Source organism: Streptomyces sp. NPDC005402 (assembly GCF_040606575.1).
Taxonomy (GTDB): domain Bacteria; phylum Actinomycetota; class Actinomycetes; order Streptomycetales; family Streptomycetaceae; genus Streptomyces.
In genome coordinates this window covers 298,687-316,920 of the sequence record NZ_JBEXFB010000008.1, presented here as the reverse complement: position 1 = coordinate 316,920, position 18,234 = coordinate 298,687, and the positions used below count along the sequence as shown (strand labels likewise).

The 18,234-nt window shown below is 70.8% G+C and carries 13 protein-coding genes and 1 riboswitch; of the genes, 10 read left to right on the top strand and 3 right to left on the bottom strand.

What is annotated here, in order from left to right; all coding sequences use genetic code 11:
* The first annotated feature begins 10 nt into the window (after window positions 1-10).
* The 4 genes from dxs to ABZT02_RS18525 all read left to right on the top strand — a co-directional run bounded on the left by dxs (window position 11) and on the right by ABZT02_RS18525 (window position 4,093).
* Complete coding sequence (dxs, locus tag ABZT02_RS18540) at window positions 11-1,912, top strand: 1-deoxy-D-xylulose-5-phosphate synthase (protein WP_356018960.1); 1,902 nt, start codon at window positions 11-13, stop codon at window positions 1,910-1,912.
* Entirely contained in the window at window positions 1,909-3,294 is a 1,386-nt protein-coding gene (locus tag ABZT02_RS18535) for an aspartate aminotransferase family protein (protein WP_356018958.1), read from the top strand. Before dxs ends, ABZT02_RS18535 begins: the two co-directional genes overlap by 4 nt.
* 74 nt (window positions 3,295-3,368) lie before the next feature.
* Window positions 3,369-3,974: an XRE family transcriptional regulator gene (locus ABZT02_RS18530; RefSeq protein WP_356018957.1), complete on the top strand. Its 606-nt coding sequence runs from the start codon at window positions 3,369-3,371 to the stop codon at window positions 3,972-3,974.
* Entirely contained in the window at window positions 3,971-4,093 is a 123-nt protein-coding gene (locus ABZT02_RS18525; RefSeq protein WP_037716072.1) for a DUF6126 family protein, read from the top strand. Before ABZT02_RS18530 ends, ABZT02_RS18525 begins: the two co-directional genes overlap by 4 nt.
* Before the next feature lie 278 nt (window positions 4,094-4,371).
* Here the strand turns inward: ABZT02_RS18525 and ABZT02_RS18520 are convergent, their stop codons facing one another.
* On the bottom strand, window positions 4,372-5,169 hold the full coding sequence (locus ABZT02_RS18520) for a tyrosine-protein phosphatase (RefSeq protein WP_356018956.1): 798 nt from the start codon (window positions 5,167-5,169) through the stop codon (window positions 4,372-4,374).
* 206 nt (window positions 5,170-5,375) lie between these two features.
* Between ABZT02_RS18520 and ABZT02_RS18515 the strand changes: the two genes are divergently transcribed.
* The 4 genes from ABZT02_RS18515 to ABZT02_RS18500 all read left to right on the top strand — a co-directional run bounded on the left by ABZT02_RS18515 (window position 5,376) and on the right by ABZT02_RS18500 (window position 10,758).
* Complete coding sequence (locus ABZT02_RS18515) at window positions 5,376-7,451, top strand: alpha-galactosidase (RefSeq protein WP_356019025.1); 2,076 nt, start codon at window positions 5,376-5,378, stop codon at window positions 7,449-7,451.
* 308 nt (window positions 7,452-7,759) lie between these two features.
* Window positions 7,760-7,917: riboswitch (cyclic di-AMP (ydaO/yuaA leader) on the top strand.
* Between the two features lie 4 nt (window positions 7,918-7,921).
* Window positions 7,922-8,860, top strand: a complete 939-nt coding sequence (locus ABZT02_RS18510; RefSeq protein ID WP_356018954.1) for a LysM peptidoglycan-binding domain-containing M23 family metallopeptidase — start codon at window positions 7,922-7,924, stop codon at window positions 8,858-8,860.
* Between the two features lie 250 nt (window positions 8,861-9,110).
* Window positions 9,111-9,827: a DUF6250 domain-containing protein gene (locus ABZT02_RS18505; RefSeq protein ID WP_356018953.1), complete on the top strand. Its 717-nt coding sequence runs from the start codon at window positions 9,111-9,113 to the stop codon at window positions 9,825-9,827.
* Between the two features lie 145 nt (window positions 9,828-9,972).
* Window positions 9,973-10,758, top strand: coding sequence for an SGNH/GDSL hydrolase family protein (locus ABZT02_RS18500; RefSeq protein ID WP_356019024.1), 786 nt, complete (start codon window positions 9,973-9,975; stop codon window positions 10,756-10,758).
* 91 nt (window positions 10,759-10,849) lie between these two features.
* On the opposite strand, the gene ABZT02_RS18495 is transcribed toward ABZT02_RS18500, so the two are convergent.
* Both ABZT02_RS18495 and ABZT02_RS18490 read right to left on the bottom strand, forming a co-directional pair.
* Window positions 10,850-11,458, bottom strand: coding sequence for a TetR/AcrR family transcriptional regulator (locus ABZT02_RS18495; RefSeq protein ID WP_356018952.1), 609 nt, complete (start codon window positions 11,456-11,458; stop codon window positions 10,850-10,852).
* Between the two features lie 51 nt (window positions 11,459-11,509).
* Window positions 11,510-12,688 (bottom strand): Glu/Leu/Phe/Val dehydrogenase dimerization domain-containing protein, encoded by a 1,179-nt coding sequence (locus ABZT02_RS18490; RefSeq protein ID WP_356018951.1) that lies wholly within the window; start codon window positions 12,686-12,688, stop codon window positions 11,510-11,512.
* A 176-nt stretch (window positions 12,689-12,864) separates the two neighbouring features.
* On the opposite strand from ABZT02_RS18490, the gene ABZT02_RS18485 reads away from it, so the two are divergent.
* Window positions 12,865-14,037 (top strand): MBL fold metallo-hydrolase, encoded by a 1,173-nt coding sequence (locus ABZT02_RS18485; RefSeq protein WP_356018950.1) that lies wholly within the window; start codon window positions 12,865-12,867, stop codon window positions 14,035-14,037.
* Between the two features lie 1,225 nt (window positions 14,038-15,262).
* Window positions 15,263-18,196 carry an ATP-binding protein gene (locus ABZT02_RS18480; protein ID WP_356018949.1) on the top strand — a complete coding sequence of 978 codons (2,934 nt, stop codon included), beginning with the start codon at window positions 15,263-15,265 and terminating at the stop codon, window positions 18,194-18,196.
* Window positions 18,197-18,234 lie beyond the last annotated feature (38 nt).

Genomic DNA, 18,234 nt, shown 5'->3' with positions numbered 1-18,234 from the left:
GGGCCCGAGCGTGACGAAGCTGGAGAACATCCGGGGACCACGCGACCTGAAGGCGCTGTCCGAGTCGGATCTCGGTGAACTGTCCGAGGAGATCAGGGAGTTCCTGGTGCACGCCGTCGCCAGGACCGGTGGCCACCTCGGGCCCAACCTGGGAGTGGTGGAACTCTCCATCGCGCTCCACCGGGTCTTCGAGTCGCCGGTCGACCGCATCGTGTGGGACACCGGCCACCAGAGCTATGTGCACAAGATCCTGACGGGGCGTCAGGACTTTTCCAAGCTGCGTTCCAAGGGCGGCCTGTCGGGCTACCCCTCGCGCGCGGAGTCCGAGCACGACATCGTCGAGAACAGCCACGCCTCCACCGCGCTCGGCTGGGCCGACGGCCTCGCCAAGGCCCGCCAGGTGCGGGGGGAGAAGGGACACGTCGTCGCGGTCATCGGCGACGGCGCCCTCACCGGCGGGATGGCCTGGGAGGCGCTGAACAACATCGCGGCCGCCAAGGACCGGCCGCTGATCATCGTCGTCAACGACAACGAGCGGTCGTACTCGCCGACCATCGGCGGCCTCGCCAACCACCTGGCCACCCTGCGCACGACCGACGGCTACGAGAAGGTGCTGGCCTGGGGGAAGGACGTACTCCTCAAGACCCCGCTGGTCGGCAGCACCGTCTACGAGTCCCTGCACGGCGCGAAGAAGGGCTTCAAGGACGCCTTCGCGCCGCAGGGCATGTTCGAGGATCTCGGGCTGAAGTACGTCGGCCCGATCGACGGACATGACATCGGGGCCGTCGAGTCGGCGCTGAGGCGGGCGAAACGCTTCCACGGACCGGTGCTCGTGCACTGCCTGACGGAGAAGGGGCGCGGTTACGAGCCCGCCCTCGCCCATGAGGAGGACCACTTCCACACCGTCGGTGTGATGGACCCCCTGACCTGCGAGCCGCTCGCCCCGTCCAACGGGCCCTCCTGGACCTCGGTGTTCGGCGACGAGATCGCCGCGATCGGGGAGGAACGGGAGGACGTCGTGGCGATCACGGCGGCCATGCTGCACCCGGTGGGCCTTGGGAAGTTCGCAGCGCGTTTCCCGGACCGGGTGTGGGACGTCGGCATCGCCGAGCAGCACGCGGCGGTCTCCGCTGCCGGTCTCGCCACCGGTGGCCTGCACCCGGTCGTCGCCGTGTACGCCACCTTCCTGAACCGGGCCTTCGACCAGCTCCTGATGGACGTCGCCCTGCACCGGTGCGGGGTCACGTTCGTCCTGGACCGGGCGGGTGTGACGGGTGTCGACGGGGCCTCCCACAACGGTATGTGGGACATGTCGATCCTCCAGGTCGTGCCCGGACTGAGGATCGCCGCTCCCCGCGACGCCGACCAGCTGCGGGCGCAGCTGCGGGAGGCGGTCGCCGTGGACGACGCGCCTACCCTGGTGCGGTTCCCGAAGGAGTCGGTCGGGCCGGCGGTTCCGGCGATCGACCGGGTGGGCGGCCTGGACGTCCTGCACCGTTCCGCGGACGCGCCGGACGTTCTCCTGGTCGCCGTCGGCGTGATGGCCACCGTCTGCCTCCAGGCCGCCGAGCTGCTGGAAGCGCGGGGCATCAACTGCACGGTCGTGGACCCCCGTTGGGTCAAGCCCGTCGATCCCGCGCTGCCCGGCCTCGCCGCGGAACACCGGCTGGTCGCCGTCGTCGAGGACAACAGCCGGGCCGCCGGGGTCGGGGCCGCGGTGGCGCTGGCGCTCGGGGACGCCGAAGTCGATGTGCCCGTACGGCGGTTCGGGATCCCGGAGCAGTTCCTCGCGCACGCCAAGCGGGGCGAGGTGCTCGCCGACATCGGCCTCACGCCGGTCGAGGTCGCCGGACGGATCAGCGCGAGCCTGGCCGTGAAGGCGCAGGTCGAAGTCAAGGAGACAGCTGAATGACCACGGAGTTCGACCTCGGCAGACTCCTGGCCGAGCGCGGAGCCGAGCGCTACGAGCTGCACGGCAGGTACCTGAACCACCAGCTGCCGCGCATGCTGCACACCATCGGCTTCGACAAGGTCTACGAGCGCGGAGAGGGCGCCTACTTCTGGGACGCGGACGGCAACGACTACCTGGACATGCTCGCCGGGTTCGGGGTGATGGGCCTGGGGCGCCACCACCCCGTCGTCCGCAAGGCACTGCACGACGTCCTCGACGCCTCTCTCGCCGACCTCACCCGCTTCGACTGCCAACCGCTGCCCGGGCTGCTCGCGGAGAAGCTGCTCACCTTCAGCCCGCACCTGGACCGAGTGTTCTTCGGCAACAGCGGCACCGAGGCGGTGGAGACCGCGCTGAAGTTCGCCCGGTACGCGACCGGGAAGCCCCGCGTCCTGTACTGCGACCACGCCTTCCACGGGCTGACCACGGGCTCCCTCTCGGTCAACGGCGAGTCCGGCTTCCGGGACGGATTCGCGCCCCTGCTGCCCGACACCGCCGTACCCCTCGGCGATCTCGACGCCCTGGCCGGGGAGTTGAAGAAGGGCGACGTCGCCGCCCTGGTCGTCGAACCGATCCAGGGCAAGGGGGTGCACGAGGCGCCGCCAGGGTACCTTCGGTCGGCGCAGGAGCTGCTGCGCAAGCACAAGGCGCTGCTCATCGCCGACGAGGTGCAGACCGGGCTCGGCCGGACCGGGGACTTCTACGCCTACCAGCACGACGACGGGGTCGAGCCCGACCTGGTGTGCGTGGCCAAGGCGCTCTCCGGTGGCTATGTCCCGGTAGGCGCCACCCTCGGCAAGGACTGGATCTTCAAGAAGGTCTACTCGTCGATGGACCGGGTGCTGGTGCACTCGGCGAGCTTCGGCTCCAACGCCCAGGCGATGGCGGCCGGGCTCGCCGTCCTGTCGGTCATGGAGAACGAGCAGATCGTCGCGAACGCCCGCGCCACCGGCGACCTGCTCAGATCCCGGCTCGCGGCACTGATCGACAAGTACGAGCTGCTCGCCGACGTCCGCGGCCGGGGCCTGATGATCGGCATCGAGTTCGGCAGGCCGAAGTCGCTCAAGCTGCGCAGTCGCTGGACCATGCTCCAGGCCGCGCGCAAGGGCCTGTTCGCGCAGATGGTCGTCGTCCCCCTCCTCCAGCGGCACCGGATCCTCACCCAGGTCTCCGGCGACCACCTGGAGGTCATCAAGCTCATCCCGCCGCTCGTCGTCGGGGAGAAGGAGGTGGACCGGTTCGTCGACGCCTTCACCGACGTCATGGACGACGCGCACAGCGGTGGCGGGCTCATGTGGGACTTCGGCAAGACGCTGGTGAAGCAGGCGGTGGCCAACCGGTAGCCGCCCACCCGGGAGGCTTTTGCCTCTGAGGCAAGAAAATTGCCGCAGAGGCAAATCTCCGGCTCAATGGAGGCATGACCTCCCCGGAAGCCTTCACGGAGCTGCCCTCGGTGGCTCCCCAGCTTCGCGCGCTGCGCCGTCGCGCCTCCCTCACCCTGGAGGCGGCGGCCGGTGCCGCGGGGCTGTCGCCCGCCCACCTCTCCCGGCTGGAGACCGGTCAGCGCCAGCCCTCACTGCCGATGCTGCTCGCGCTGGCCCGTATCTACGGTACGACGGTCTCCGAACTTCTCGGCGAAACGGCCGCCGACCGGGACGCCGTGGTGCGCGCCACCGACATGGAACCGACCGTGGCGGGCGGCTGGACGTACTTCCAGGCGGGCGCGGCCGGCCGTGGGATGCAGGCCCTGCGCGTGCAGGTGCCGCACGGCTCCCAGGGCGACATCGTGCGGGTGCATCCCGGCGAGGAATGGCTGTACGTCCTCAAGGGGCGGCTCCGGCTCCGCCTCGGGGACAGCACGCACCGGCTCGGCCCGGGCGACAGCGCGCACTTCGACTCGCTGACCCCGCACCGCATCGCCGCCCAGGATCCCGACGGCGTCGAGCTCCTGTTCGTCCACACCTTGTTGCAGAGTCCCACGGCCACGCTGTGCCTGGGCCCCACCCCTGGAGAGACGTCATGAGTGACATGGAGGAGAAGTTCCCCCGCGCCCTGTGGGTGCGCCTGATCATCTACCTCGCGGTCGGCCACGTCTTCGCGGCCTTCATCTACTTCCTCTTCGAGGTGGGAGCCGGGCAGTGACGCCCTCGCCGGCCCGAGGGCAGGCGATTCCGGTCCGCACCGCTACGCGGTACCACCGCGGGTTCCCGCTTCACCGGCCCTTGCGGGTCTTCGAGGGGCTCGGTCTCACAGGGGCCTCCACAGGCGTCACTTCCCACCCGTCCGGCGGTAGAACCGACAACTTGGTCGTCCGGACGAGGCGGTCTTGGCCATACCACTGCCGTCCTCCCGGCAGGATGCCCTACACCTCCCCCCTGAAGGGTGGAGCGCGGGCAAGCGTCCGGTAGCGGCCGTACGGCTCAGTCGAGCAGGCGCTCCCGCAGCCGCTCACGGATCTCGGGAGTCAGGCCGAGGCCCTCCTCCAGATACGCCTCGACGCCGCCCCACGTCTCCTCGATCGTCTCGAAGGCCGCCGTCAGATACTCGGCGCGCGCCTCGAACAACGGGCTGAGCAGCTCCATGACCTCGGGGGAGTAGGCGTCGGCGGCGGTACTGGTGCGGCGGACCTTGTAGCGGCGGTGCCTGGCGTTCGACTCCAGGTAGTCGGCGACGATGGCCTCGCGCTCCACCCCCAGGGCGAGCAGGGTCACGGCGATGGACAGACCCGCGCGGTCCTTGCCGGCCGCGCAGTGCATGAGGGCGGGCACGCTGTCCTCGGCGAGGGAGCGCAGCACCTCGGAGTGCTCGGCGGTGCGCTCCTTGACCATCGTGCGATAGGAGTCGATCATGCGCTGCGCGGCCTTGCCGTCACCGAGGAGCTCGCGCAGCTGCTCTATGTCGCCGTCACGGACCATCTTCCAGAACCAGGTGCCCTCCGCCGGGTCGCTCAGCGGCAGGTTCACATTGGTGACGCCCGGCAGGTCGACGTCCGGGCCCTCCAGCTTCTGGTCCGCCGCATTGCGGAAGTCGAAGATCGTGTGCAGCCCGAGGGAGGCCAGGAAGGCCGCGTCGTCCTCGGTCGCGTGCGCGAGGTGACCGCTGCGGAACAGCACTCCGTACCGCACCCGCCGCCCGTCCGCCGTCGGCAGTCCGCCCACATCGCGGAAGTTGCGGACACCTGCCAGTTCGGGTTCGGTCGACGGGATCTGCTGCGTCACGGGGGCTCCTCCCAGCCGGGCTCCGCCGACGCGGCTCGTCGACGGGGCACGCTCTCGACGATACGACATGGATTCCTGGGGCAATGAGTTGTCCACAGGGCCGACAACGACTTGTCCACAGCCGTTGCAGCCAGGGCTGTAGGCCGTTGATGATGTTGGGGCCTGAGTGCACCTGTTGGCACCTGTTCGACTCTGTGAGGGACACCATGCTGGAGATCGCCGAGAACGGCCGTACGTGGATTCTGTCCGGGCCGGCCAGCAGCTATGCCCTGCACCTCACCGCCGAGGACGAGCTGCTGCACCTGCACTGGGGTCCGAGGATCGCCCTGGCCGACGCCGAGGCCCTCGCCGTGCGTCCACTGCCCGAGTACTGGCCCTTCGAGTCCCCGCTCGACGGACGCGAGGAGTACCCCGTCGAGGGCGGGCCCCGCTTCACCCGGCCCGCCCTGTCCGTGCGCACCGACGAGCGGCGCGGCACCGAGTGGAGCTTCGAGGCGTACGACACCGAGGGCGACGAGCTGCGGCTGCGGTTCCGCGACGGCGGGCTGGCCATCACGCTGCACTACCGGATGCGCGACGACATCCTGGAGCGCTGGGTGACCCTGGACAACCAGGGGCCGGCCCCGGTCGAGCTGCTGCGCGCCGACTCCGCCACCTGGACGCTGCCCGACCGCGAGGACGGCTGGCGGCTGTCCCAGCTGCACGGCCGCTGGGCCGCCGAGTCCCTGCTCACCCAGACCCCCCTCACCTACGGCGAGAAGGTCATCGGCAGCCGCCGCGGCCACACCGGGCATCAGCACCTGCCGTGGGTCGCGCTCGACACCGATGCCACCGAGGAGCGGGGCGAGGTCTACGGTGTCGCCCTCGGCTGGTCGGGGTCCTGGCGGATCGCCGTGGCGCAACTGCCCGACGCGCGCGTGCAGATCACCGGCGGCGCCGGCTACGACGACTCGGGTCTGCTCCGGCTGGCGGCCGGGGAGTCCTTCACGACGCCCCTCTTCGCCGGTCTCTGGAGCGACGGCGGCTTCGGCGGCGCGAGCCGCGCCTGGCACGCCTACCAGCGGGCGTACGTCATCCCGGACGCGGAACAGGACCGGCCCGTGCTGTTCAACTCCTGGGAGGCCACGAACTTCGACATCTCCGAGGAGCAGCAGCGCACCCTCGCCCGGCGGGCCGCGGCGATGGGCGTCGAGCTGTTCGTGGTCGACGACGGCTGGTTCGGTGCCCGCACCAGCGACCGGGCCGGGCTCGGCGACTGGGCGCCCAACCCCGACCGTTTCCCCTCCGGCCTCAAGCCGCTCGGTGACTACGTGCGCGCGCTCGGCATGCAGTTCGGCATCTGGGTCGAGCCGGAGATGATCAACCCGGACAGCGAGCTGTACCGAGCCCACCCCGACTGGGTGCAGTACCAAACGGGGCGAAAGCGGACCGAGTTCCGCAATCAACTCGTACTGAACCTCGCGCGCGAGGATGTCCAGGAGTACCTGTGGGAGCAGCTCGACGCCCTGCTCTCCGCGGCCCCGATCGACTATGTGAAGTGGGACTTCAACCGCTGCTTCACCGACGCGGGCTGGCCCGGCGAGCTGTACCCGCAGCGCCTGTGGGTCGACCATGTGCGCGGCTTCTACGCCCTCCTGGACCGGTTGCGGGAGGCTCACCCGGGCGTGGCCTTCGAGTCCTGCTCGGGGGGTGGTGGCCGGATCGACCTCGGGGTGCTCAGCCGTACCGACCAGGTGTGGACCTCGGACAACACCGACCCCCTCGACCGGCTCGCCATTCAGTACGGCTTCAGCCAGATCCACCCCGCGCGCGTGATGGCCGCCTGGGTCACCGACAGTCCCAACATCCAGCTCAACGGCCGGGTGAGCTCGCTGCGGTTCCGGTTCGTGAGCGCGATGGCCGGGGTGCTCGGAGTCGGCGGTGACCTCTCGGAGTGGACCGAGGACGAACTCGCCGAGGCGGGTCGGTGGGTGGATCTCTACAAGAAGATCCGGCCCCTGGTGCAGCGCGGCGACCTCTACCGGCTGCGGCCTCCACAGGGCGGGCTGAGCGCGGTGCAGTACGTCCTCGGGGACGAGACCGTCGTCCTCGCCTGGCTTCAGGCGCAGAAGTACGGCGAGCCCGTCCCCTCGCTGCGGCTGCGGGGACTCGACCCGACGGCATCGTATGAATGCCCCGAAACGGGCGAAGTTCACCGAGGTGCCGTATTGCTGCATCACGGACTTCGTACCGGTTTGCGGGGAGACCTTGATGCGACGGTTATCCGACTGCGTCGCATCTAGGGCTTCTGTCCGAATTGATAGATTCCTTCCCACTCCTTCCGGGATGAGGGGGCCTGTGAATTCGTGACGTGAGGAGCGTCATATCGGTGACGGTGTGTCGCCCGTCATGTTCACGTAATTCGCAGGCCGGTCAAGGGGAATTGGATGGATGAAGGGCGTCCGATTCACGCAGGGTGACGGGTAATTCTCGTACGGGATCAAGAGAAACGCATATACAGGCAACCTCTCGCTTGTCCCTTTGCGTCTTGCTCGTTTACGTTCGCCACCGATCCGGTCGGACGCCCAATCCTGCCGCCGAACGGATTCCCCACACTCACTCACCCGTGCACGGCAGGAGCGGGGGACCCACAGGTATTTCCGCCTGTTCCGGTCTCCGGAACGGCTTGGGGTTTAGTCGCGTCTCGGCGCGGCCGGGCATCTCCAGCCCGCACCCGACAGCTCACCTCGCAGGCGCCGGAGAGGAATTCGTCATGCCCGCGAAGGGTAAGCACCGCCGCCCGAAGACCCAGCGCTTCGCCCGCTCGATCGCCGTCGCCGGCACCGGAGGAGCCGCGCTCGCGCTGCCGCTCATGGGGGCCACCGGCGCTCACGCCGCCACCCCTCAGTCCGTGTCGGAAAAGGCCGTTCAGTCGCTTCCGGTCACGCAGAAGGCAGCCGAGAAGTCCGCCGAAAAGACGGCTGCCAAGAAGGGCGCGAAAACCTCGACCGTGCGCACCTATTCGGTGCGGGTCGGCGACTATCTCTCGAAGATCGCCGACGAACAGAACGTCAGCGGTGGCTGGAAGAAGCTCTACGCCGACAATCGTGCGGCCATCGGCGACGACCCGTCATTGATCCACCCGGGCCTGAAGCTCTCGATCGGCAAGAAGGCCAAGGCGAGCACGGCGAAGACCGGGTCCTCCTCCTCGTCCTCGGCGAAGACCGAGAAGGCGGAGCCGAAGAAGTCGTCCTCGAACTCGACGGCCGCCACCCAGAGCTCCGACACGACCAGCAGCTCCAGCGGCTACACCCTCCCGGTCAGCGGCGCCACGATCGGCACCGGCTACCGCGTCGCGGGCAGCATGTGGTCCAGCGGCTACCACACCGGCGTCGACTTCGTCGTCCCTACCGGCACCTCGCTCAAGGCCGTGGCCGCGGGCACGGTCGTCTCCGCGGGCTGGGGCGGCGCCTACGGCAACCAGGTCGTCATCAAGCTGAACGACGGCTACTACGCGCAGTACGCCCACCTGTCCCAGCTCTCCGTCTCGGCCGGCCAGACCGTGAGCGAGGGTCAGCAGATCGGCCTCTCCGGCGCGACGGGCAATGTGACCGGCCCGCACCTGCACTTCGAGATCCGTACCACGCCGGACTACGGCTCCGACGTGGACCCGGTCGCCTACCTCCGCTCCAAGGGCGTCGCCGTCGGCTGACGACGCCCTCCTGTGCCACCGAAGGCCGGACCCCGATCCCCGGGTCCGGCCTTCGGTGTTTCCCCGCGCAGGGCATGAGATCGACTGTGCCTGTCCGCGCCGTCATGATCACTTCGTTGCGTTCTTGTGGCGGGCCTGCTCGGAGCGTCGACAGGTGAGCGAGGGGCGGGGCAGAGTGAACTCCGTAGCTGCGCAAGCGCTTTCTAAGGGCTTTTGGAGTTCACCCCCTTCACGGAAGGAACCGTCCGCCATGACGACCACGCGTAGAGCCTTCGGAGTCCTCGCCGCCGGCGCCGCCCTGGCCGCCCTCGCCCCCGCGGCCACCGCGAGCGCCTCACCCCGCCACCGCCGCCTCATCGCTCACGACGACTTCCGCCATGGCCTCGGCCGTTGGGTGGTCGAGCTGGAGCAGGGCGGAACGGTCACCGCGCGGCACGGGGTCCTGGAGGTCGACGTGCCCGCCGGCGCGACGATCTGGTTCAGGCAGCCGCTCCAAGGGCCGTACGTCCTGGAGTACACCGCGACGCCCGTGTCCGCGGGCGGCGTCAACGACCGGGTGTCCGACCTGAACAACTTCTGGAACGCGGTCGACGTCCGGTCCCCCGACGACCTCTTCGCCACGCGTCGGGGCGGAGCGCTCGTCGAGTACGACTACTTGAAGACCTACTACTCCGGTTACGGGGCCAACTACAACACCACGACACGGCTGCGCCGATACGTCGGAGAACCGGGTGTGCGGCCGCTGATCCACGACTACACCGAACCGCTGCTCGTCGCCAACGAGCCGAACCGGGTGCGGATCGTCTCCGACGGCTCCACGGTCCAGTGGTGGGACAACGGGCGGCTCGTCTTCGACTACACCGACCCGGAGCCCTACACGAGCGGGCACTTCGCGTTCCGGACCACCTGGAGCCACTTCCGGATCAGCGACTTCAGGGTGTGGCGGTCGCAGCGTGAACACTCCTGATGAGAGGCCTATTCCTAGTTTGGTCAACACTTTAGGAGTGGCTTATCTCACCGCCCGTCAAGTCCTTCCTACGGTCGCGTAGGTCACATTCGAAGGTGAATCATGCACGGTTGTGGCAGACGATTCGAAGAATGACAGCAGCTCAGTGATCGGGTCGTACGTGGCGGTGGGGGACAGCTTCACCGAGGGCGTCGGCGACCCCGGCCCCGACGGGGCGTTCGTCGGCTGGGCCGACCGGTTCGCGGTACTTCTCGCGGACCGGCGGCCCGAGGGCGACTTCAGGTACAGCAATCTCGCCGTACGCGGGAAACTCCTCGACCAGATCGTCGAGGACCAGCTTCCGCAGGCCGTCGAACTGGCACCGGATCTGGTGTCGTTCTGCGCCGGCGGCAATGACATCATCCGGCCCGGTACCGATCCCGACGAGGTCGCCGAGCGTTTCGAGCGGGCCATCGCCCGGCTCACGAAGGCGTGCGGCACGGTCATGGTGACGACCGGCTTCGACACCCGTAATGTGCCCGTGCTCAAGCACCTGCGCGGCAAGATCGCCACCTACAACGGACATGTGCGGGCCGTCGCCGACCGGTACGGGTGCCCGGTGCTCGATCTGTGGTCCCTGAAGACCATCCAGGACCGGCGGGCCTGGGACAGCGACCGGCTGCACCTCTCCCCTGAGGGGCACACGCGCGTGGCGCTCCGCGCGGGACAGGTGCTGGGGCTGGAGGTGCCGGCGGATCCGGACCAGCCCTGGCCGCCGCTTCCCCCTCGCGGCCCGTTGGACGTGCGCCGGGACGATGTGCACTGGGCTCGTGAGTATCTGGTGCCGTGGATCGGGCGTCGGCTGCGGGGCGAGTCCTCCGGCGACCATGTGACGGCCAAGGGTGTGCTCTCGCTGGACGACATCAAGACGCGGATCGCTCCGGTGGCTTGAGCCGTGCGCGGTGCCGGGGCCGGGCGGTGCGGGGTGCGCCCGGCGTCCATGGCCCGGTCGCACTCCTGGGTGCTCCGGCTCGCGTGTCCCGCTATGCGGACCCTGTTCCGTCCAGTCCGAGTTCCCGCGTGAGGGCCTCGTCCACCCACTCCTGGGCCCGGGACCGGGGCACCGCGCCCGCGTAGGACGTCAGTTGGACGGCCAGGCCGTCCAGGAGAGCGGTGAGGCGCAGGGCCGTGGCTTGCGGGTCCGGGCAGTGGAACTCGCCCGCGGCCACGCCCTCGGCGATCACCTCCGTGAGTGCCGCCTTCCAGCGTCTGTCGAGGTCGCGGGTGACCTCCTGGAGAGCCGGTTCGCGCAGGGCCACCGCCCAGCCCTCGATCCACAGGCGCCAGCCCTTGGCCTGGCCCGTCGGCGCGTACCAGCGGACGGCCGACCGGAGCCGGCGCAGCGCGCTGGTGCGGCGGCCGAGGAGCTTGCGCAGCTGAGCCAGGTCGTCCTCGGCGGCGTAGGTGAACGCGGCGGCGACGAGCTTCTCCTTCGTGGAGAAGTGATAGAGCACCAGGGCGTTGCTCACCCCGAGCGCCGAGGCCACGTCGGCGATCCTGACGGCCGCAACGCCCCGCGCCTCGATCTGCTCGATGGCGGCCCGCAGCAGCTCCTCGCGCCGCTCGGCCACTGTCAACCGCACTCTCGCCACGGGATCACCCTAATCCGTCGCCCCCCAGGGCACCGACCGACGGGATCGAGGTCAGCGGTACCAGCCGAACCGCTCCGCGATCACCGGCAACCGGTCCGCGACCAGCGCGTGCGCGGCGGCGCGCGGCGAGGTGCCGTCCGCCTCCGCGCGCGCCAGCAACTGCTCGACCAGGGCGCGCATGGAACGGCGTATGTGCGCGAAGGCCTCGTCCGCGTCCGCGCCGATGTCGCCGAAGAGGGTCCACCACCACCAGGCGTTCGTCCCGGAGTTGACCACCACGTCGGGCAGTACGGTCACCCCCCGCGCGGCCAGCAGTGCCTCCGCGGCGGGCAGGACGGGCATGTTGGCCGCCTCGACGATCCAACGGGCCCTGATCCGCTCCTGGTTGCCGGTGTCGATCGCGTACGAGACCGCCGCGGGCACGAGTACCTCCGCGTCGAGCGAGAGCCAGGCCTCACCGGGCAGTTCGCGGTCGGCGCGGCGCAGGACCGAACGGTCCACGGTGCCGTGGGCGTCGCGGGCGGCCAGCAGCGCCTCGACGTCGAGCCCGGCCGGGTTGAAAATCGTGCCTTTGATGTCGGCGACGGCCACGACCGCGAGCCCCGCGCGCGTGAGGAAGCGGGCCGTGGCCCCGCCCATGGTGCCGAGTCCCTGTACGGCCACGCGCGTGCCCGCGTACGGCACCCCGGCCGCGTCCAGGGCCGCGAGCGCCGACTCGGCCACCCCGCAGCCCCCCGCCAGTTCGTCGAGCCCGATGCCGTCCACCGCCACGGTGAACGCGTCCGCGAGCCGCCGCCGGGCCGCGGTCTCGTCGTCGAGCAGCGGATAGACCGCCTGGATCGAGGAGACCAGACCGGCCTCCGAGGCCGCCCGGTCCACCAGGTCCTGGCTGAGACCGAGGTCCTCGCCTGTCGTCCAGCAGCTCTCGACGTAAGGCCGCATGGCGCGCAGGTAGCGCACGAGCAGGCCGTACGCGTCCGGGTCCCGGGGGTCGCAGTCGATGCCGCCCTTGGCGCCGCCCAGCGGGATGTACCGCGCCTCGGGGTCGTAGTGCAGGGCCTCCTTCATGGTCATGCCGCGGGCGAGCCCGGTGACCTCCTCCAGCGTGCAGCCCGGGCGCATCCGCAGGCCGCCGCTGGCCACACCCCGTACCAGCCGGTCGACGACCAGGAAGCCCTGGCGGCCGGTGACGTGGTCGGTCCAGGTGAGCGACAGCAAGGGGGTGGTCACACGGACTCCGGTACGGGCGAGGGGCTACTGAACGGGGGGTCAGTATTGGTATCCGGGTGCGGCCTGTCAACGTGATCCGTTCCGACGGCGTCCTTACCGGTGTGACCGGGCAGACCCCGGCACTGTCAGAGGGGCGGCCCATAATGGATGCCTCAGCCACTCCACCTGGAGGTACCGTGACCGGCTTCCGTCCCTTGAGCTCCGGGCTCCGCGCGTTGCAGCCCGCGGCCTTCGGTGCGGACCCGAGCGGCGAGCGCATGGCGCGTATCCGCAGATCCCCCCACTTCGCGAACGGTGTCTTCCAGAACCCGGGCGGAATCGCCCGGATCCGGCCCGAGGGATCGGCGAAGTTCGCCAGGACGTTCTTCGACAGCGACGGCCGACGGCTGCGGGCTCCGGAAGGCCGGATCCCGGTGCATGCCACCACGCTCGCCGACCTCTCCAAGCCCCCTGCCACCGGACTGCGGCTGACCTGGATGGGGCACTCCAGCGTGCTCGCCGAGATCGACGGGCGCCGGGTGCTGTTCGACCCCGTGTGGGGTGAGCGGTGTTCCCCGTTCCCCTTCGCCGGGCCCAAGCGGCTGCACCCCGTGCCGCTGCCGCTCGCCGCGCTCGGGCCGGTCGACGTGGTCGTCATCTCCCACGATCACTACGACCACCTCGACATGCCCACGATCAAGGCACTGGCCGGGACGGACACCGTCTTCGCCGTGCCGCTGGGGGTGGGGGCCCACCTCGAGCACTGGGGAGTCTCCGCCGACCGGCTGCGTGAGCTGGACTGGCACGAGTCGACCCAGGTCGCCGGGCTGACGCTGACGGCCACGCCGGCCCGGCACTTCTGCGGACGGGGGCTGCGGAACACCCAGCACACGCTGTGGGCCTCCTGGGTCGTCTCCAGCGGTGAGCACCGCATCTACCACAGCGGTGACACCGGGTACTTCGAGGGGTTCAAGGACATCGGCGCGGCCTTCGGGCCCTTCGACGCCACGATGATCCAGCTTGGCGCCTACTCGGAGTTCTGGCCCGACATCCACATGACGCCCGAAGAGGCCGTGCAGTCCCATTTGGACCTGCAGGGCGGTGACGCGGCGCACGGGATGCTGCTGCCGATCCACTGGGGCACCTTCAACCTCGCGACGCATCCCTGGGTGGAGCCCGCGGAGCAGACGATGCTGCTGTCCCACAAGGCCGGGGTCGCGATGGCCACGCCGCGGCCGGGGGAGCCGTTCGAGCCGGGGGCGATGCCGGTGGTCGACCCTTGGTGGCGGGGGGTGGCGCGGGCGCCGGCCGGGGGCTGGGCCGAGTTGCCCATGGCTGTGGAGGAGCGGGAGCCGGTGGCTGAGCGGTGACGTGAGGCTGGTGCTGGTGCTGGTGCTCGTGTTGGCGTGGTGCTGGTCGGGGGTGTCATCGCGTTGCGCGGTGCGGTGCCGTGCGGTCTGAGCCTCGGCGCTGACAGGCGCGGGGTCGCCGAGGTCCGGGGATCAGGAGTCACGCAGCCCCGGACGCCGCTGTTGAAGACCATCGAGAAGGCGATGCCCGGAGTTGCCGGTGCTTGCGGGCTGGGCGGGGCGGGGTCACGGTGACGCCTTTGGCCGTCCGGGCCGTTGGGTCCTTCATTGATGGCCGTCCCGTCGCGCCTCGTTCGGTCAGGGCCGTGGCTACGGCCAGGAGACGGCCGTAGGCCCACGACGTCGTCGAAGGGCGCCGGATTGCGTAGTGAGCCGCCGGTGTCCCTGTCGCTAGCCGGGGCCGAGCGGGCCCATCCCGGGGCAGTGCCACGCCCGCAGCACCCGCCGCGCCCCGCCCCGTCCGCGCTGCGGGAGAGGTGGGCGGGTGGCGCCGAACAAGAGCTGCATTGCGTGTGATCCACACCGGGCTCGGGACATTCGTCCTGCCGTGCCGGGGGTGAGGACACCGACTACCCGGAGGGGCGCGCACGCGTTGATGGGCCTCGGCCTCGTTCACGCGCAGGGGATGCCGACGCGTCGCGGCCGGGTGGCCGAGGCGGTCGGGCACTTTGGCGGACTGCCACGTTCAGTGACGATCCGGAAGGCTCGGGCCAAGGCTCTGGAGGGGTACCGGCGAGCCGTCGTACCCGGGGAACTGGCTGACGCGACGACCGAGGTGCGCGGACGCCCTGAGTCCTCGTCGGTCGCGCGTGACCGGTTCTGACCAGTGGTGATCGGTATTCACTCGTTCGGGGACGCTCGGTCGGTCGGCTTGTCGGTCTGTCGTGCGAGTCCTCATACCAGAGCGGGATGCTCCACGGGGGAGTTTGTCAACTGCCGCTCGCACATGATGCGTTGCCGACTACTGTGAGTGTCCGCCGGGCGACGAGGGGTTGAAGTCTTCGGTTCCCGCGACCGGTACGCCATGACGCATGCCCACGGCGAACAGCCGAGGTGCGGGGAGGAGGGAGGCGACGCGCCGGTGACCGACGACCATGCCGCCGCGCGAGCCGCCCGGCAACCCGCCCCGAAGCCCGTAGGAGCACGCGCCGGAGCCCGCCGACCCGGGCCGGCCGGCCCGGAGCCCTCCGGCCGACAGGACCGACGGACCAGTACAAGGACACCGATGTCTCACCTCCGCGCACCGGCCGCACGCGCAGACCGCCGTGAGGGCGGGCGGCACGGGCGGCCGGTCGCCCGCCCCGCCCCCTCGCTGCCTGAGACGCACATACGGCCGCAATTGCTGCGGCTGGCCGTGCTGCCGCCGATCGCGGTCGCCCTCAGCGGCTGCGCGGCCGTCCTGTTCACCGTCCGTTCCACCGGGGCACAGCCCGGCCTCATCCTGTGGGGTGTCCTGGCCGGCGCGGTCTCGGTGGCCCTCGCGGCCGTCCTCATCGCCGCCGTGGCGGCCGACCGCGCCGCGAAAACGGTGAGCGACCGCGTCGGCGCGTTGCGTCGCAGCAGCGCGCGCCGCGAGGCCGACCTGCGGGCCCTGGTCGAGGGACTGCGTCGCGGCGAGGTTCCGCAGGGGCGCGGCCCGCACAGCGGTCCGCCCGACGACGCCGACGACTTCGAACTGCTCGCCGCCGACCTGGCCCGTGCCCACGACGGGGCCGTCACCGCCGTCGTCCAGGCCGCCCAGCTCTCCAGCCAGGCGGGCAGCGAACAGAAACTGGAGGTCTTCGTCAACCTCGCGCGGCGGCTTCAGTCGCTGGTGCACCGCGAGATCTCGATCCTCGACGAGCTGGAGAACGAGATCGAGGACCCCGACCTGCTCAAGGGGCTCTTCCACGTCGACCACCTCGCCACCCGGATCCGCCGGCACGCCGAGAACCTCGCCGTCCTCGGCGGTGCCGTCTCGCGTCGCCAGTGGAGCAACCCCGTCTCCATGACGGAGGTGCTGCGCTCCGCCATCGCCGAGGTCGAGCAGTACTCCCGGGTCAAGCTCGTGCCGCCGATCGACGGCACGCTGCGCGGGCACGCCGTCGCCGACGTCATCCATCTGCTGGCCGAACTGGTCGAGAACGCCACGGTGTTCTCGGCGCCGCACACCCAAGTGCTGCTGCGCGCCAACCTGGTGACCTCCGGGCTCGCCGTCGAGGTGGAGGACCGCGGGCTCGGCATGCCGGTCGCCGAACAGCATCGGATGAACGCGCTGTTGGCGGACCCGGACCAGGTCAACGTCGCGAGTCTGCTGGCGGACGGGCGCATCGGACTGTTCGTGGTCTCGCAGCTCGCGAAGCGGCATGGGATCCATGTGCGACTCCAGACCAACATCTACGGCGGTGTCCAGGCCGTCCTCGTCGTGCCGCAGGCGCTGCTGGGTTCGACGCCGGGAGCTGTCGGTGCGCAGCCACCGGAAGCGGCGGGTACGGGCGGGGCAGCGGGGGCGGCCGTATCACCGCAGGCGACGGGCCGTTCGCGGCCCGGGCACGAGGCACGACACCGGGGAGTGCCCGCCGAGCCGCGTCCCGGGGCCGATGCGCAACGACGGGAGTCCCGAGGCACGGTGTCCGGCCTGAACGGCAGGGCGACGCCGACGGCGAAGAGCGGCGCGGCGGTGCCGCAGGGCGCCCGGCACGGAGACCATGGCCATGGGCCGGGTCTGAACGGGCGTGGTCGCGCGCCGGGTGGCGGCGGAGCCGTACTCGTCGGCGACGGGGCTGCGACGGACGACGGCGGAGCCGTGTCGAGTGGTGCGGGGCGTGGGGCTGGCGGCAGTGACCCTCAGCCCGGTGGCGACGGGCGCTTCTTGAACGGCGGCTCGGGGGCACCGGGCAGCGGCGGGAGCGTTTCGACTGAGGGCGGGCGCCTGCCGGGTGACGGCTCGCCCGCTGGGTCCGGTGGCTCTTCCCTGGACGGTCCCGGGGGCGTGCCGGATGGCGGCGGCCAGATGCCTGGCGGCGACTCCCTGCACAGTGGCGTCGGAGCCCACGCGAACGGCGACGGAGACGTACCGGGGGGCGGCGGTCGGGTGTCCGGCGGTGATACCCAGCCGGGTGGCGGCGGAGCCCTTCTGAACGGCTCGGGGGGACCGGGCGGTGGTAGCCCGATGCCTGACGGGCGTTCCCTGTCGAGTGGCAGCGGGTCCTCCCTGAACGGTGGCTCGGTCCTACCGAGTGGCGGCGGGCAAGGGCACGTCGCGGGCGGGGCCGTATCCGGCGGGAGCGGGCCCCTGGCCGGTGGCAAGGGAACGGTGACCGATCGGCAGCCCGGTGGCGGAGGCGGGCCGAACGGCGGTGGAGCGCACTCCGGGCGTCCCGCTCCGCTGCCCGTGCGCGGAGCCCGCGGGGCGCGGCCCAATCCGGCCGAAGCCGTGCCCGGGATCAGGCCCGACGACCGGAGGCTGGTGGCCGAGCACGTGGTCGCGCCGCCCACTCCGCGTACCGGGACCGTGCGCGGCACCATGGGCAAGCCCCAACTGCCGCGCCGCCGCGCCCAGGAGCACATCGCACCCCAACTGCGCGGCGGACCGGCACCACGGCAGGACGCCGAGTATCCCGCCGGCCACGACCCGGGACTGATGGCGGCCTTCCAGCGTGGGATCAGCCTCGCCGAGGCCCGGCAACACCTGGAGCCGGAGCACGGTGACCGGACTGCGCCGTTGCCGTTGCCGTCGCCGCGTAGGGAGGCCGGCCCCATGGACTCGGCGCACACAGCGCCCGCCCCCATGGGCCTCACCCCCATGGGGCCCGCTCCCGTGGACGCGGCCCACATGGACCCCGCCCACATGGGTTCGGCCCACCCCGACCCGGCCACAACGGGCCGCGCGCATACGGACACCGCCTACACAGCCACGGCCGGCACCGACACCGGCTCCTCGGCATCCGTCCCTCTAAAGCCCCGCCCCGCCCCGTCCCCCGACCCGTCCGCCGCCTTCGACTTCGACATCGGCCCGGATGCGAGCCACACGGACGCGAGCCACACAAACGCCGCACCCACGACCGACGCCGCCGCCATCGACGTAACCCCCATGGAGCGGCCCCACATACCCGAGACGCAACGGCTCGATCACGACCGCACCACCCCCCGGCACGACGGGAGCGCACCCGCCGGATGACCACCCCCGCGTTCACCCCACCCCCCAGCGCTCCCGCA